The following is a 13,506-nucleotide window of genomic DNA, read 5'->3' on the forward strand; positions in this document are numbered from 1 at the left end:
CCGAGTCAGCCGGCGGCGGGGTCGGGAACGAATTTCAGGACATTGCCGTTGATGCAGTAGCGCTTGCCGGTCGGCGGCGGACCGTCGTCGAACACGTGGCCCAGATGGATCCCGGAGCTGGTGCTTCGCACTTCGATGCGGTGCATGCCGTGGCTGTCGTCGCGAATGAATTCCAGCGCGCCGGCCATCGGCTCGAAAAAACTCGGCCAGCCGCAGCTGCTGTCGAACTTGGCATCGCTGCGAAACAGCGGCTTGCCGCTGACCGGGTCGAAATAGGTGCCGGGACGATGCTCGGACAGATGGGCGCCGGTGCCGGGAACTTCGGTACCACTCTCGAAGGCGATGCGCTGCTGTTCGGGCGTGAGCAGTTGCAGGCCCAACCAGTGCCAGAACGCCTTGGGATCGCCGCCATAGCCGGTCTTGCGCGCCACCTCCACGCCATTGCGGAACAGCACGACGGTGGGCGTGCCCAGCAGCGGGCCGGCCAGCGACCAGCCGGCGGGCGCCAGCGGGGCGCGGGTCTGCACGAACGGCACTCCGGCGCGCCAGTCGCGCAGCACGTCGGCATCGAAGCGCTCGCAATAGGGGCAATCTTCGGCCTCGTAGACCACCAGCTGCGCCGCCTGAGCCAGCGCCGCGCCGTTCAGCCGCACCGCTTCCGGCACTGCCGCATCCAGCGCGTAGCGGACGCCGGTGCCGCCCAGCCCGCAATAGCCGTCTGGATTCTTCAGCAGATAATCCTGATGCGACTCCTCGGCGCGGTTGTAGTGGCGCAGCGGCAGGATTTCCGTGGTGATCCTGCCGAAACCGGCGGCCGTCAACGCGCGCTGGTAAATGTCGCGACTCTGCTCGGCCAGCGCTTTCTGCTCGGGCGTGGTGTAGTAGATCGCGCTGCGGTAATTGCTGCCGATGTCATTGCCCTGCCCGCCCAGCTGGGTCGGGTCGTGGCCTTCCCAGAACGCGGCCAGCAGGGTCATCGGATCGGTCCGGCTGGCGTCATAGCGCACCCGCACCACCTCGGCATGATTGCGCGCCTGGCTGTTTCCGGCGCGGATCCGCGCTTCTTCGTCCAGCACGTCGCGATACCCCACCTGCGCCGCATCGCCACCGGCATAGCCGACCTCGACTTCCGCCACGCCCGGCACCGCCCGCAGGCGCTTTTCAGCGCCCCAGAAGCAGCCCATGCCGAAATACAGATCATCCAGTTGTCGCGATGTCACCGGCTTGGCCTCCGACAGTTTGCGCACTTCCAGCGCCTTCCAGCCCAATCCAACCACAGCCCCCGTGATGACCAGTGCAAACAGCAGGGCGAGCAGGTTGGACAAACGCATGACCGCCGCTCCCCGCTACAGCCTGGCCAGACGCTCGATCGCGGCGTCCATCGTGGCCTCGCTCTTGGCGAAGCACAACCGCAGCAAGCGCTGCCCGGCCGGCGGCCGCGCATAGAACGGCGACAGCGGGATGCCCGTCACGCCGTGCTCGACGGTCAGCCAGCGCGCGAACTCCAGATCCGGCAGATCGCTGACCGCCGAATAATCCACCAGCTGGAAATAGCCGCCCGGCACCGGCAGCGGCCTGAATTTCGTGGTGGTCAGCTGGGCGCGGAAGCGGTCGCGTTTCTCGACATAGAACTCGCCCAGCGTCTGGTAGTGCTCCGGCGCGTTGTCCAGCATGTCGGCAAAGGCATGCTGGGCCGGGGCAAAGGTGCAGAACACGTTGTACTGGTGGACCTTGCGAAATTCGGCCGACAGCGCCGGCGGGGCGATGCAGTAGCCGACCTTCCAGCCGGTGCAGTGGTAGGTCTTGCCAAAACTCGAGATCACGAAGGCCCGCTCGCGCAGCGCCGGATAGCGCAGCACCGATTCGTGGCGGGCGCCGTCATAGACGATGTGCTCGTACACCTCGTCGCTGAGCAGATAGATACCGGTACCGCGCAGCAGTCCTTCCAGCGTCGCCAGATCGTCCGCGCCGAGCGTCGCGCCGGACGGATTGTGCGGGCTGTTGATCATCAGCAACCGGGTCCTGGGCGTGATGGCGCGACGCACCGCCTCCCAATCCGGGGCGAACGTCGCCGGATCCAGCGCGACGTGGACCGCGGTGGCACCGGCCAGGTCGATCGCCGGCTCGTAGCAGTCATAACAGGGGTCGAGCACGATGACTTCATCACCCAGATGCGCCACCGCGTGGACCACGTCGAAAATGGCTTCGGTCGCGCCGCTGGTGACGGTGATTTCGGCATCGACGTGCGGGCGCCAGCCGTAGCAGCGCTCGGTCTTGTCGGCGATGGCGCGCCGCAGCGCCGGGATTCCGCTCATCGGCGCGTACTGGTTGTGCCCCGCCTGCATCGCCTGCGTCAGCGCATCGACCAGCCGCGACGGTGGCGGAAAATCCGGGAACCCCTGGCCGAGGTTGACCGCGCCGTGCTCGACGGCGAGCTGCGACATCACGGTGAAAATGGTGGTGCCGACCTTCGGCAGTTTGGTTGCAACCTGCATGCTGGTATTCCACGGGGCCCGCGCCGAGTCTACGCAATCCGGGCGTTGACGCATGTGAGTACGACGCATGCCGGTAGAATCCACGCCCGATGAGCGATTCTTCCGCCGCCCCGCCCCTGCTCGCCGCGCACGGCCTCGCGTTTTCACGCGATGAAGTGCCCGTGTTCGGGCCGCTGGAGTTTGCCGTCGGCCGTGGCGAGGCGCTGCTGGTGCAGGGGAGCAACGGCGCCGGCAAGACCACCCTGCTGCGGGTGCTGGCCGGCCTGCTGCGCGCCGATGCCGGCACCATCCGCTTGAAGGACACCGCGGCCGATCCGGCGCTGCGCGCGCAGCAGATCGCCTACCTCGGCCACCTGCCCGGCTTGAAGGCCGACCTGAGCGCGCTGCAGAACCTGCGCTGGCTGTGCGGGCTGCACGGCCAGCACCTGGGTCTGGCGCTGGAAGCGGCGCTGGCGCTGGTCGGGCTGGCCGGTTTCGAGGATGCACCGCTGCGCAGCCTGTCGGCAGGCCAGAAGAAGCGCCTTGGGCTGGCCCGGCTGTGGCTGTCGCCGGCCCCGCTGTGGCTGCTCGACGAGCCCTATGCCAACCTCGATCTGGAAGGCATCCAGCTGGTCAACCGCATGGTCGAGGCCCACCTCCGGGACGGTGGCGCGGCGCTGATCACCACCCACGGCGCCTATGCGGCGCCGCCGGTGCGCACCCGCCTGCTGGAACTGCGCGGGCGCACAGAATGATGCTGCAGGCCGCCCGCGCGCTGATGGTCCGCGACGCCCAATTGCTCTGGGCGCGGCGCGGCGACGCTTTCCAGCCGGCGCTGTTCGCGCTGCTGACGGTGGTGTTGTTCGCGCTCGGCCTCGGCGGGGAAGCTCGGGCGCTGGCGCCGGTGGCCGCCGCCGTGCTGTGGCTGGCGGTGTTGCTGGCCGGCCTGCTGGCGCTGGACGGTCTGTTCCGCGGCGACCTGGAGGACGGCTCGCTGGAGCAGTGGATGCTGGCGCCTGTGCCGCTGTGGTGGCTGGTGCTGGTGCGCACCGGGATGCATTGGCTGACCACCGCCCTGCCGGTGATCGTGGTCATTCCTCTGCTGGGCGAACTGCTGTACCTGCCCCACGCGCAGTTGCCGACGCTGCTGCTGTCACTGCTGCTGGGCACGCCGATCCTGAGCCTGCTGGGCGCGGTGGTGGCCGCGCTCACCGTCGGCATGCGCCGCGCCGGGATCCTGCTGGCCCTGCTGGCCTTGCCGCTGTACGTGCCGGTGCTGGTCTTCGGCGCCGGTGCGGTGGCTGCCCATGCGCAAGGGCTGGATGCCAGCGGCGCCCTGCTGCTGCTGGGCGCCGGGCTGGCGCTGGCGCTGCCGCTGGCGCCGCTGACGGCCGCCGCCGCGCTGCGGATCGCGCATGACTGAACAGCACTCCGGCACGGCAGGACAAGTCCGAAAACTGAATGCGCTTGAGCCAAGTCAATGCGGTCTTAACGAACGGCCTTGGACAATACCCGCGCTGGCTCGAACCGGGCCGGTTCAACATTTCAATGGAGTATTCCCAATGAAGTTCCGCCAGATTCTTCTCACCAGCGCCGTGGCGCTGGCCCTGTCCGCCTGCGGCGGCCAGTCCCCGGCCCCGGCCGCCGATACCGCCGCCCCGGCCGACGCCGCACCGGCCGCCGAGGCCGCCCCGGCTGAGGCCGCGCCGGCTGAAGCAGCGCCGGAAGCTGCGGTCGCCAGCAAGCCGGCCGTGGTCGAGAATTGCGCCACGACCATCGAGGCCAATGACCAGATGCAGTACAACGCCGATTCGATCACCGTCCCGGCCAGCTGCACCTCGTTCACCATCAACCTCAAGCACACCGGGACCATGGGCGCCAACGTCATGGGCCACAACGTGGTCGTCGCCGCCCAGTCCGACATGGAAGGCATCGACCAGGACGGCGCCGGCGTGACGCCGGACCACGTCAAGGCCGACGATGCCCGCGTGATCGCCCACACCAAGGTCATCGGCGGCGGCGAGTCCACCTCGGTCACCTTCGATCCGGCCAAGATCAAGGCCGGCGGCCCGTACAAGTTCTTCTGCAGCTTCCCGGGCCACATGACCCTGATGCAGGGCAGCATCCAGGTGCAGTAAGCGCTGCGGCGTCGGGCTCTCTCTTGACGCCGATTTCGATGCCGATTCACCACGCCAAGGCCAGCGCAAGCCGGCCTTGGCGTGTTTGTTTTTGCGCAATGCCGCGTATTGCGACAAGGGCAGGGGCGCGAGCCTTCTGAGCGAATGTCCCCCGGCGTCACCCTGCGGGCGACGCCTCCTCCTTAATTTCGCTCAGAAGGCTCACGCCTCTGCCTTTGCTGTACTTGCCGGCACGAAAAGCACCCGACTCCCGGCTGCTATGGAATCCGCGAAGCCACGATGGCCGGTGGGTCTTCGGAGAAAAATCAAGGAGGAGGCATTCGCCGCAGGCGGATGCCGGGGGACATTTGCCCCGAAGGTCCACCGGCCATCGTGGTACTGCCGCAGGACAACCCCGCTCAGATCAAGGCACTCAAAAGCGCACGCTGGTATCCTTGCAGGATTGTCGCGGCGTTGCTCGAGCCGCCTCCGCACAGGCCACGATGTCCCCGCTGATCCGCTGGTTCCATCAACTCGGCTCACCGCCGTACTTCGACCGCTTCTCCGCCCGCTGGGCGCCTTGGGCGTACCTGTCGGGGATGCTGGCGATCGCGGTCGGCGCCTATGGCGCGCTGCTGCAGGTGCCCGCCGACTACCAGCAGGGCGACAGCTTCCGGATTCTCTACATCCACGTCCCGTCGGCGTGGATGAGCATGGGCATCTTCGCGCTGATGGCGCTGTATTCGGCCATCGCCCTGGTCTGGCGGATCAAGCTGTGCGAAATCCTCGCCATGGCCTGCGCACCCACCGGCGCCGCCTTCACCGCCGTCACCCTGGCCACCGGCATGATCTGGGGCAAGCCGATGTGGGGCACCTGGTGGGACTGGGACCCGCGCCTGACCACCGAGCTGATCCTGCTGTTCTTGTATCTGGGCGTGATGGGCCTGTATGCCGCAATTGATGATCGCCGCAACGCCGCCCGCGCCGCCGGGCTGCTGGCGATCGTGGGGGTGGCGCTGCTGCCGGTGATCCGCTGGTCGGTGGTGTGGTGGAACTCGCTGCACCAGGGCCAGACCATCAACCTGTTCGGACCATCGCACATGGACCCGAGCATGCTGCCGCCGCTGTGGTGGATGGTGGCGGGCACCCACCTGTGGTTCGCAGGCTCCCTGCTGGCGCGCGCGCGCGCCGACAATCTGCGCCGCGAGGCAGGCAAGCAATGGACGACGAAGCTGGCCTGCGGGGACAGTCCATGAGCTACCGCGAATACGTCATCGCCGCTTACGCCGTGTTCGCCGTCATGCTGGCCTGGGACTACCTCGTGCCGAAGCTGTTGCTCCGCTCGGCCCTGCGCGCCATCCGCCAGCGCGAACGCCGCGCGCTGGCCGCGCCAACCCCACCTTCCGATGCGCCGCTGTCGCGCGGATGAAGCCAACGCCATGCACCCGACCCGCAAACGCCGCCTGATCTTCGTCATCGCCCTGCTGGCCGCCGGCGGAATTGCCACCGCTCTGGCGGCGCTGGCGCTGCAGCGCAATGCCGCCTACCTGTACACCCCGCACGAGGTGCTCGACGGCAGCGCCGGCAGCGGTGTCACCAGCGGGCAATCGCGTTTCCGCCTCGGCGGCATGGTCGCGGCCGGCTCGTTCCGGCGCGAACCCGGTTCGATGGAGGCGCATTTCCTGGTCGATGACGGCGACGCCAGGCTGCCGGTGGTCTACACCGGCATCCTTCCCGACCTGTTCCGCGAGAACCAGTCGGTGGTGGCCACCGGCCGCATGCGCGGCAACGTGTTCGTGGCCGAGGAAGTGCTGGCCAAGCACGACGAGACCTACATGCCCAAGGAAGTGGCCGACAAGATGGCCGAGGCGCACCGCAAGCACAACGTCGCCGAGACGGCCGACACGCCAGCGCAGGGAGCACCGCAGTGATTCCCGAGCTCGGGCAGATCGCGCTGGCGCTGGCGCTGATGGTGGCCGCGATACAAGCGCTGCTGCCGCTGCTGGGCGCGCAGCGCGGCGATCACGCGCTGATGGCCATTGCCCGTCCCGCCGCGTATCTGCAACTGCTGCTGGTCGGCCTGAGTTTCGCGATCCTCAGCTACGCCTTCGCGATCGGCGATTTCTCGGTCAAATACGTCGCCGACAATTCCAACTCCCTGCTGCCGATGCTGTACCGCTTCACCGCGGTCTGGGGCTCGCACGAAGGCTCGCTGCTGCTGTGGGCACTGGTGCTGGCATTGTGGACCGCCGCGGTGGCGCGGTTCTCGCAGGCGCTGCCCGAAGCCACCGTCGCCCGCGTGCTGGGCGTGATGGGGATCATCGCGGTCGGCTTTCTTGCTTTCCTCTATTTCACCAGCAACCCCTTCGCACGCCTGCTGCCGGCCGCCAGCGAAGGCCACGACCTCAACCCGCTGCTGCAGGATCCTGGCCTGATCATGCACCCGCCGATGCTGTACGCCGGCTACGTCGGGTTTTCGGTGCCATTCGCGTTTGCCATCGCCGCCCTGCTGGAGCGCCGGATCGACGCCCAGTGGCTGCGCTGGACCCGACCGTGGACCAACCTCGCCTGGGCCTTCTTGACCCTGGGCATCGCCATCGGCAGCTGGTGGGCCTATTACGAACTGGGCTGGGGCGGCTGGTGGTTCTGGGATCCGGTCGAAAACGCCAGCTTCATGCCGTGGCTGGTCGGCGCCGCGCTGATCCACTCGCAGGCCACCACCGAAAAACGCGGCAGCTTCGGCGGCTGGACCCTGCTGCTGGCGATCGCTGCGTTCTCGCTGTCGCTGCTGGGCACCTTTCTGGTGCGTTCGGGCGTGCTGACCTCGGTGCACGCGTTCGCCGCCGATCCCGGGCGCGGGCTGTTCATCCTCATTTTCCTGGCCATCGTGATCGGCGGCTCGCTGGTGCTGTACGCGCTGCGCGCGCCGGACACCGAAATCGACGCCAAGCCCTTCGCCACCCGTTCGCGCGAAACCCTGCTGCTGCTCAACAACCTGCTGCTGACCACCGCCTGCGCGATGGTCTTGCTCGGCACCTTGTACCCGCTGCTGGCCGATGCGCTGGAGCTGGGCAAGATTTCGGTCGGGCCACCCTACTTCGCGCTGATGTTCCTGCTGCTGATGGCGCCGCTGGTGGCGCTGCTGCCCTTCGGCCCATTGACGCGCTGGCAGCGTGACGACTTGCGCAAACCGCTGCGGCTGCTGGCGCCGTGGGCGGCGCTGGCCGTGGCCGCCGCGGTGATCGCCTTCTTCACCGCCCCGCAGGGCCAGTGGAAAACCGCGCTGGGCGTGCTTGGCGCGGTCTGGGTCGGCGCCGGCACCCTGCGCTTCGTCTGGCAGCGCCTGCGCGCCAGCGGCCGGCTGACCCGCGAAATGCTGGGGATGGCGCTGGCCCATCTGGGCATCGCCGTGTTCCTGATCGGCGCCCTGCTGGTCGAAGGGCTGGGCCAGCAACGCGAGCTGGCGGTGCGCGCCGGCAGCACGGTGGAGCTGGGCGGCTACGTGTTCCAGTTCGACGGCATCCGGGAAGTGCGCGGTCCGAACTACGTGTCCGATTACGCCACCGTGCGGGTGCTCCGCGAGGGCAAGCTGCAAACCACCTTGCATCCGGAAAAACGCCGCTATCTCGCCGGCGGCCAGGTGATGACCGAATCCGGGATCGCGGCCGGGGTGCTGGTCGACCGCTACGTCGCCATCGGCGAATCGCTGGGCAACGACGCCTGGGCAATGCGGGTCTACGTCAAGCCGTTCGTGCGCTGGATCTGGGGCGGCGCCCTGCTGATGGCGCTGGGCGGCGCGGTGACCGCCAGCGACAAGCGCTTCCGCGTGCGCGCCAGCGAGACGCGCCGTGCCGCTGCGCCCGCCGCGGCCGGCCCTGCGCCCGCAGCCGCGCCGGTCGCCGCCAATGCCAGCGCAGACACCCCGCACGGAGCGCGCGCATGAAACCGTCGCGCTGGCTGCCGCTGGCCGGTTTTGTAGTCCTTGCCGCGCTGCTCGCGGCCGGGGTGTGGATGAGCCGCCAGCCCAACCGCGAGGCCCTGCCTTCAGCCCTGCTCGGCAAGCCGGCCCCGGCCTTCACCCTGCCGGTACTGCACGATCCGTCCTACACCGTGTCTCTTGCTGATCTGAAAGGCCAGCCCTTCCTGCTCAACGTCTGGGGCAGTTGGTGCGTGGAATGCCAGGCCGAGCATCCGGTCATGACCCGCTTCGCCGAAACCAAGCGCCTGCGCGTGGTCGGCTACAACTGGAAGGACGAACGCGCTGACGCCCTGCGTTGGCTGGAACAATTCGGCAATCCCTACATGGTGGTGATTGCCGATGAAGACGGCCGCGCCGCGATCGACTGGGGCATCTACGGCGCTCCTGAAAGCTTCCTCGTCGACGCCAAGGGCATCATCCGCTGGAAACACGTCGGCCCGCTGACGGACGTCATCATCCGGAATGAACTGCTGCCGGCGCTGGCGCAGGTCGAGGCGCAGCGCTGATGCGATGGCGTTTGCCCTTGACCAGACTTGCGCTGGCGGCTGCGTTCGGCGCGCTGTTGCTGGGCGTTGCTGCCGCGCCACCGGCTTTCGCGCAGGCCAACCAGGCTGCCGACGCCGCGCCGCTGCATTTCAACAGCCCGGCCGAGGAAGCGCGCTTCCACGCGCTGACCCTGCAACTGCGCTGCGTAATGTGCCAGAACCAATCGCTGGCCGATTCCCACGCGATGATCGCGCTGCAGCTGCGCCGCGAAGTGCTCGACCTGATGCGTCAGGGCCGCAGCAACGACGAGATCAAGGCCTTCCTGGTCCAGCGCTACGGCGAATTCGTGCTCTACAACCCGCCGCTGGAAGCCCGCACCTGGCTGCTGTGGGCCGGGCCGGCGTTGATCCTGCTGCTGGGCGCGGGCGCACTGGTCATGATCGTGCGCCGCCAGCGGCCGGCCGATGCCGCGCCCAACGGCGATCCTGACGATTTGCAGGAGTGGTGATGGCCGCCTTCTTCGCCATCGCCGCCCTGCTCGGCATCGTGGTGTTCGCGCTGATGCTGCGCCCGCTGTGGAAGGATGCGCGCGCGGTCGCGCTGGGCGTGGGCGCGCTTGCCCTGCTCTCGGTCGGGCTGCTGTATCGCCTGGTCGGCACCCCGCAGGCACTGGACCCGGCCGCGGTGCGCGGTCCGCAAACCCTGTCCGAAGCGATCACCCAACTGGAAGCGGCGCTGCGTGACAACCCCAACCAGCCCGAAGGCTGGGCGCTGCTGGCGCAGGCCTGGCAGCGTGAGAACCAGCCGGCGAAGGCGCGCGACGCGCTGGGCAAGGCCGCCGCGCTGGCCCCGGACAATCCCGACCTCCTTACCGAAGCCGCGCAGGCACGCGCTCTGGCCGATCCAGAACGCCATTTCGACGCCCAGGCCATCGCCCTGCTGCAAGCAGCGCTGCAGGTCAACCCGGCCCACCAGCGCGCGCGCTGGTTCCTCGGCGTCAGCCAGCGCCAAGCCGGCAAGAACGCCCAAGCCGCCACCACCTGGGCGCCGCTGCTCGCACAAGTCGATGCCCGGACCGCGGGCAGCCTGCGCGAACAGATCAACCTCGCCCGCAGCGACGCCGGCCTGTCGCCGTTGCCGGAACCGGCCGCACCCACGCCCCTGCTCACCGTGGACGTGTCGCTGGATCCAGCCCTGGCCGCGAAGCTTGCGCCCGGTGCCAGCGTCTTCGTGATCGCCCGCCAGCCCGGCGGCTCGCCCATCCCGGTCGCCGCGCAGCGCCACCCGGCCGTCAGCCTGCCCTTCACCGCCAGCCTGAGCGATGCCGACAGCCCGATGCCCAACCTGAAGCTCTCGCAGGTCGGCGAGGTCGAACTGCTGGCAAAGATCTCCCTGGACGGTAGCGCCAATGCCGGTCCGAACGCCCTGGAATCCAGACCGGTTCGCATTCGCCTGCCGGCCACGGGGCCGGTGCGACTGGTGATCGACGCGCACTGAAGCCGACGGCTTCCAACAATTCCGCCCTGCGGAAACCGCCGCAAACACCCCCGATCCTCCAAGCGATCGGGCCCGGCAAGCACCCAACGTGGCTATGCCCTTATGCCCAAACGACATGCCCGATGCGGCGCGCAGGGCGGATGATGGGCCATCGCTCCTCCACCCTGCCGCCATGACCGAATTCATCCCGCCGGGCACCCGCTGGTTCAACCTGCCCTCGCCGTTTCCGATGAAACGCGGCGGCGCGTTGCACGGCGCGCGGCTGGCCTACGAAACCTGGGGCACGCTCGATGCCGAGCGCGGCAATGCCATCCTGATCCTGCCCGGGATGTCGCCCGACGCCCATGCCGCGTCCAATCCCGCCAACCCCGCACCGGGCTGGTGGGAATGGATGATCGGGCCAGGCAAGCCCATCGACACCAACCGCTGGTTCGTCATCTGCGTGAACGCGCTGGGCAGCTGCAAGGGCAGCACCGGGCCCGCGTCGGTGAATCCGGCCACCGGCGAAGCCTGGCGGCTGGAGTTCCCCGAACTGTCGATCGAGGACGGCGCCGACGCCGCCGCCGAACTGGTGCGGGGCCTCGGGATCGACGCACTGGCCTGCCTGATCGGCAACTCGATGGGCGCGATGACCGCGCTGGCCCTGCTCAATCGACACCCCGGCATCGCCCGCAACCACATCAACATCTGCGGCGCCGCCCGCGCGCTGCCGTTCTCGATCGTGATCCGCTCGCTGCAGCGCGAGGCGATCCGCAACGATCCCGACTGGAACGACGGCCACTACAGCGACGCCCGCTACCCGGAAAACGGCATGCGGATGGCGCGCAAACTCGGCGTGATGACCTACCGCTCGGCGCTGGAATGGGACGGCCGCTTCGGCCGCGTGCGGCTGGACTCCGAGCGTCGTGACGATGACGAACCCTTCGGCGCCGAATTCGAAATCGAAGGCTATCTGGAAGCCCACGCCCAGCGCTTCGTCCGCCGCTACGACCCCAACTGCTACCTCTACCTGAGCCGCTCGATCGACTGGTTCGACCTCGGCGAAGCCCACGGCGGCAGCACCGAAAACGCGCTTGCGGAAATCCGCAACCTCGAGCGTGCGCTGGTGATCGGCGTGAAAACCGACATCCTGTTCCCGATCCAGCAGCAGGAAGAAATCGCCGCCGGGCTGCGCCGCGCCGGCACCGAGACCCGCTTCCTGCCGCTGCCCTCGCCGCAGGGCCACGACGCCTTCCTGGTCGACACCGAGCGCTTCGCACCGGCCGTCACCGGCTTCCTGCGCACCCTGCACAGCGTCAGCCTGCTCACCGACAAGGTCGCCTGAGCGCCGCACTCCGCTATACTGCGCGTCCGCGCCGGAGTGGCGGAATCGGTAGACGCAGCGGACTCAAAATCCGCCGCCCTTAAAAGCGTGTGGGTTCGAGTCCCACCTCCGGCACCAGAGGCACTTCCATCAACATCCAGCAAGGTCACTAAACCCCCTGAATTTCAGGGGTTTTTTATTGCCTGCGCATTGAGACTATCCCCCGAGACCCCGCCGAAAGGTGGGGTTTCTGCTTCTGACGCCACGCGGGGCACGGCTGCACCGCCCGTGGAGCGGGCATCCACGTTGACCTCGGCCGGCCATCGGAAGCGGCGACGGTCTCCCATGAGTGGCTTCCGCCACTGAGTTGGTCGTCGTGGCGACAGTACGGTATGCTACCGTACAAGGAGGCTCGCCATGACCACGATCGTCGACCGTCTCGACCTGCGCCTGAGCACGGAGGACAAGAACCGCTTGCGCCGCGCCGCCAAGCTGCACGGCCTGCCGGTGGCCACCTTCGTGCGCGAAGTCGCCCTGCGTGAGGCGGAGACCACCATCGCCCATCCGCCCAAGGCCCACCACGGCAGTTTGGCCGCCCGCCTGCGCGGTCGCGCCACCGCGCGCCTGGGCACCGACGAAATCATGCGACTGACCCGCGGCGCATGAGGCGAGCACAATGAAGCGGGTGCTGGTGGATGCCAACGTCCTGCTGGACGTGCTGACCGACGACCCGCAGTGGTACGACTGGTCGGCGACGCAGCTCGATGCTTGCGCGCAGGACGCCGAGCTGTGCATCAACCCCATCGTTTACGCCGAGGTCTCGGTCGGCTTCGAACGGATCGAGGAGTTGGACAGTGCCCTGTCACCGGATGCGTTCACCCGGCTGGAGCTGCCGTGGGAAGCGGGCTTCCTGGCCGGCAAGGCCTTTCTCCATTACCGTCGCGCCAGGGGTGCACGCACGTCGCCGCTGCCGGATTTCTACATCGGTGCCCATGCCGCCATCGCGGGGATGGCGCTGCTGACGCGGGATGCCAAGCGCTACCGCACGTACTATCCCAAGCTTGAATTGATCTGTCCTTGAGCAGGAAGTCGAACGCACATGCAACTGCCACAACGGATCGCTGAAAAACTGGCAGGCTGGCGTGCCGTGGCACCGCGCTCCCCGGTGGGCTACTGTTCGGACTGACCGATGCGTTTGCCACCGACACGCAAAAAGCAGACACAGTGGAATGCCTTCCTGCGCAGGAACCGGCTTGCCGCGTCACAGCTAGTACGAGGCTTCGCTGAAGCGGTGCCGCCGGCACAGGTCCTTGACCGCCACGCCGACTTCGGCCTCACGCAGGAAGCCGATGATCTGTTCGTCCGAAAAACGCTTCTTCACGTCCAATCGCCTTCGGGTGAGGGATTGGACTCCAAATCACCGTGCTACTCAACAGCGGGGGGACGTCGATGAAGGCATGCTGATTTTCGCCGAACGCATATCTGGAGGCGCTGGCGTGAGCGCGTCGGTTCCGCCCGCCAATCGCATCTCGTCAATCCGGCAGCGCTTGCTGGATCGCGCCCGGGTGCGACAGGCGCGGAACCTCGAGCTGGACCGCTGAGCGTTCCGCTATCCTTGCGGGTAAACCGTCGCAGGCAAGGAATCCCGTG

At 68.0% G+C, this 13,506-nt stretch carries 15 protein-coding genes, 1 tRNA gene and 1 pseudogene; 14 read left to right on the plus strand and 3 right to left on the minus strand.

Features of this window, described 5'->3' with window-relative positions; translation table 11 throughout:
* Positions 1 to 5 precede the first annotated feature (5 nt).
* The gene (gene msrA, locus M9902_RS00300; protein ID WP_297220272.1) at positions 6 to 1,331 is read right to left on the minus strand and encodes a peptide-methionine (S)-S-oxide reductase MsrA; all 1,326 of its coding nucleotides are present in this window, start codon (positions 1,329 to 1,331) and stop codon (positions 6 to 8) included.
* Positions 1,332 to 1,346: 15 nt separating this feature from the next.
* The gene (locus tag M9902_RS00305) at positions 1,347 to 2,495 is read right to left on the minus strand and encodes a pyridoxal phosphate-dependent aminotransferase (protein WP_297220274.1); all 1,149 of its coding nucleotides are present in this window, start codon (positions 2,493 to 2,495) and stop codon (positions 1,347 to 1,349) included.
* Between the two features lie 89 nt (positions 2,496 to 2,584).
* Between M9902_RS00305 and ccmA the strand changes: the two genes are divergently transcribed.
* From ccmA to M9902_RS00375, 14 genes are all read left to right on the plus strand, one after another.
* Entirely contained in the window at positions 2,585 to 3,229 is a 645-nt protein-coding gene (gene ccmA, locus M9902_RS00310) for a heme ABC exporter ATP-binding protein CcmA (RefSeq protein WP_297220276.1), read from the plus strand.
* Positions 3,226 to 3,897, plus strand: coding sequence for a heme exporter protein CcmB (gene ccmB / locus M9902_RS00315; protein WP_297220278.1), 672 nt, complete (start codon positions 3,226 to 3,228; stop codon positions 3,895 to 3,897). Before ccmA ends, ccmB begins: the two co-directional genes overlap by 4 nt.
* Before the next feature lie 139 nt (positions 3,898 to 4,036).
* On the plus strand, positions 4,037 to 4,612 hold the full coding sequence (gene azu, locus M9902_RS00320) for an azurin (protein ID WP_297220280.1): 576 nt from the start codon (positions 4,037 to 4,039) through the stop codon (positions 4,610 to 4,612).
* Between the two features lie 482 nt (positions 4,613 to 5,094).
* Complete coding sequence (locus tag M9902_RS00325; RefSeq protein WP_297171121.1) at positions 5,095 to 5,847, plus strand: heme ABC transporter permease; 753 nt, start codon at positions 5,095 to 5,097, stop codon at positions 5,845 to 5,847.
* The gene (locus M9902_RS00330) at positions 5,844 to 6,020 is read left to right on the plus strand and encodes a heme exporter protein CcmD (protein ID WP_297171123.1); all 177 of its coding nucleotides are present in this window, start codon (positions 5,844 to 5,846) and stop codon (positions 6,018 to 6,020) included. The genes M9902_RS00325 and M9902_RS00330 overlap by 4 nt, the downstream gene beginning before the upstream one ends.
* A 10-nt stretch (positions 6,021 to 6,030) precedes the next feature.
* Complete coding sequence (gene ccmE, locus M9902_RS00335) at positions 6,031 to 6,522, plus strand: cytochrome c maturation protein CcmE (protein WP_297171125.1); 492 nt, start codon at positions 6,031 to 6,033, stop codon at positions 6,520 to 6,522.
* Entirely contained in the window at positions 6,519 to 8,534 is a 2,016-nt protein-coding gene (locus tag M9902_RS00340; RefSeq protein WP_297220283.1) for a heme lyase CcmF/NrfE family subunit, read from the plus strand. Before ccmE ends, M9902_RS00340 begins: the two co-directional genes overlap by 4 nt.
* Positions 8,531 to 9,076 carry a DsbE family thiol:disulfide interchange protein gene (locus M9902_RS00345; protein ID WP_297220285.1) on the plus strand — a complete coding sequence of 182 codons (546 nt, stop codon included), beginning with the start codon at positions 8,531 to 8,533 and terminating at the stop codon, positions 9,074 to 9,076. The genes M9902_RS00340 and M9902_RS00345 overlap by 4 nt, the downstream gene beginning before the upstream one ends.
* A 53-nt stretch (positions 9,077 to 9,129) precedes the next feature.
* Positions 9,130 to 9,564, plus strand: a complete 435-nt coding sequence (locus tag M9902_RS00350; RefSeq protein ID WP_297170380.1) for a cytochrome c-type biogenesis protein — start codon at positions 9,130 to 9,132, stop codon at positions 9,562 to 9,564.
* Entirely contained in the window at positions 9,564 to 10,553 is a 990-nt protein-coding gene (locus tag M9902_RS00355; RefSeq protein WP_297220287.1) for a tetratricopeptide repeat protein, read from the plus strand. Before M9902_RS00350 ends, M9902_RS00355 begins: the two co-directional genes overlap by 1 nt.
* A 172-nt stretch (positions 10,554 to 10,725) precedes the next feature.
* Positions 10,726 to 11,877, plus strand: a complete 1,152-nt coding sequence (locus M9902_RS00360) for a homoserine O-acetyltransferase (protein ID WP_297220289.1) — start codon at positions 10,726 to 10,728, stop codon at positions 11,875 to 11,877.
* A gap of 30 nt (positions 11,878 to 11,907) precedes the next feature.
* A tRNA-Leu gene (locus tag M9902_RS00365) sits at positions 11,908 to 11,994 on the plus strand.
* 279 nt (positions 11,995 to 12,273) lie between these two features.
* Positions 12,274 to 12,522, plus strand: coding sequence for a DUF1778 domain-containing protein (locus tag M9902_RS00370; RefSeq protein WP_297170368.1), 249 nt, complete (start codon positions 12,274 to 12,276; stop codon positions 12,520 to 12,522).
* A 10-nt stretch (positions 12,523 to 12,532) separates the two neighbouring features.
* Entirely contained in the window at positions 12,533 to 12,937 is a 405-nt protein-coding gene (locus tag M9902_RS00375; RefSeq protein ID WP_297170366.1) for a type II toxin-antitoxin system VapC family toxin, read from the plus strand.
* Positions 12,938 to 13,126: 189 nt separating this feature from the next.
* On the opposite strand, the pseudogene M9902_RS00380 reads toward M9902_RS00375, so the two are convergent.
* Positions 13,127 to 13,237 (minus strand): annotated as a pseudogene (locus tag M9902_RS00380) (transposase); the annotation flags it as partial.
* Between the last annotated feature and the right edge of the window lie 269 nt (positions 13,238 to 13,506).

The organism is Thermomonas sp., from assembly GCF_023953935.1.
GTDB lineage: Bacteria > Pseudomonadota > Gammaproteobacteria > Xanthomonadales > Xanthomonadaceae > Thermomonas.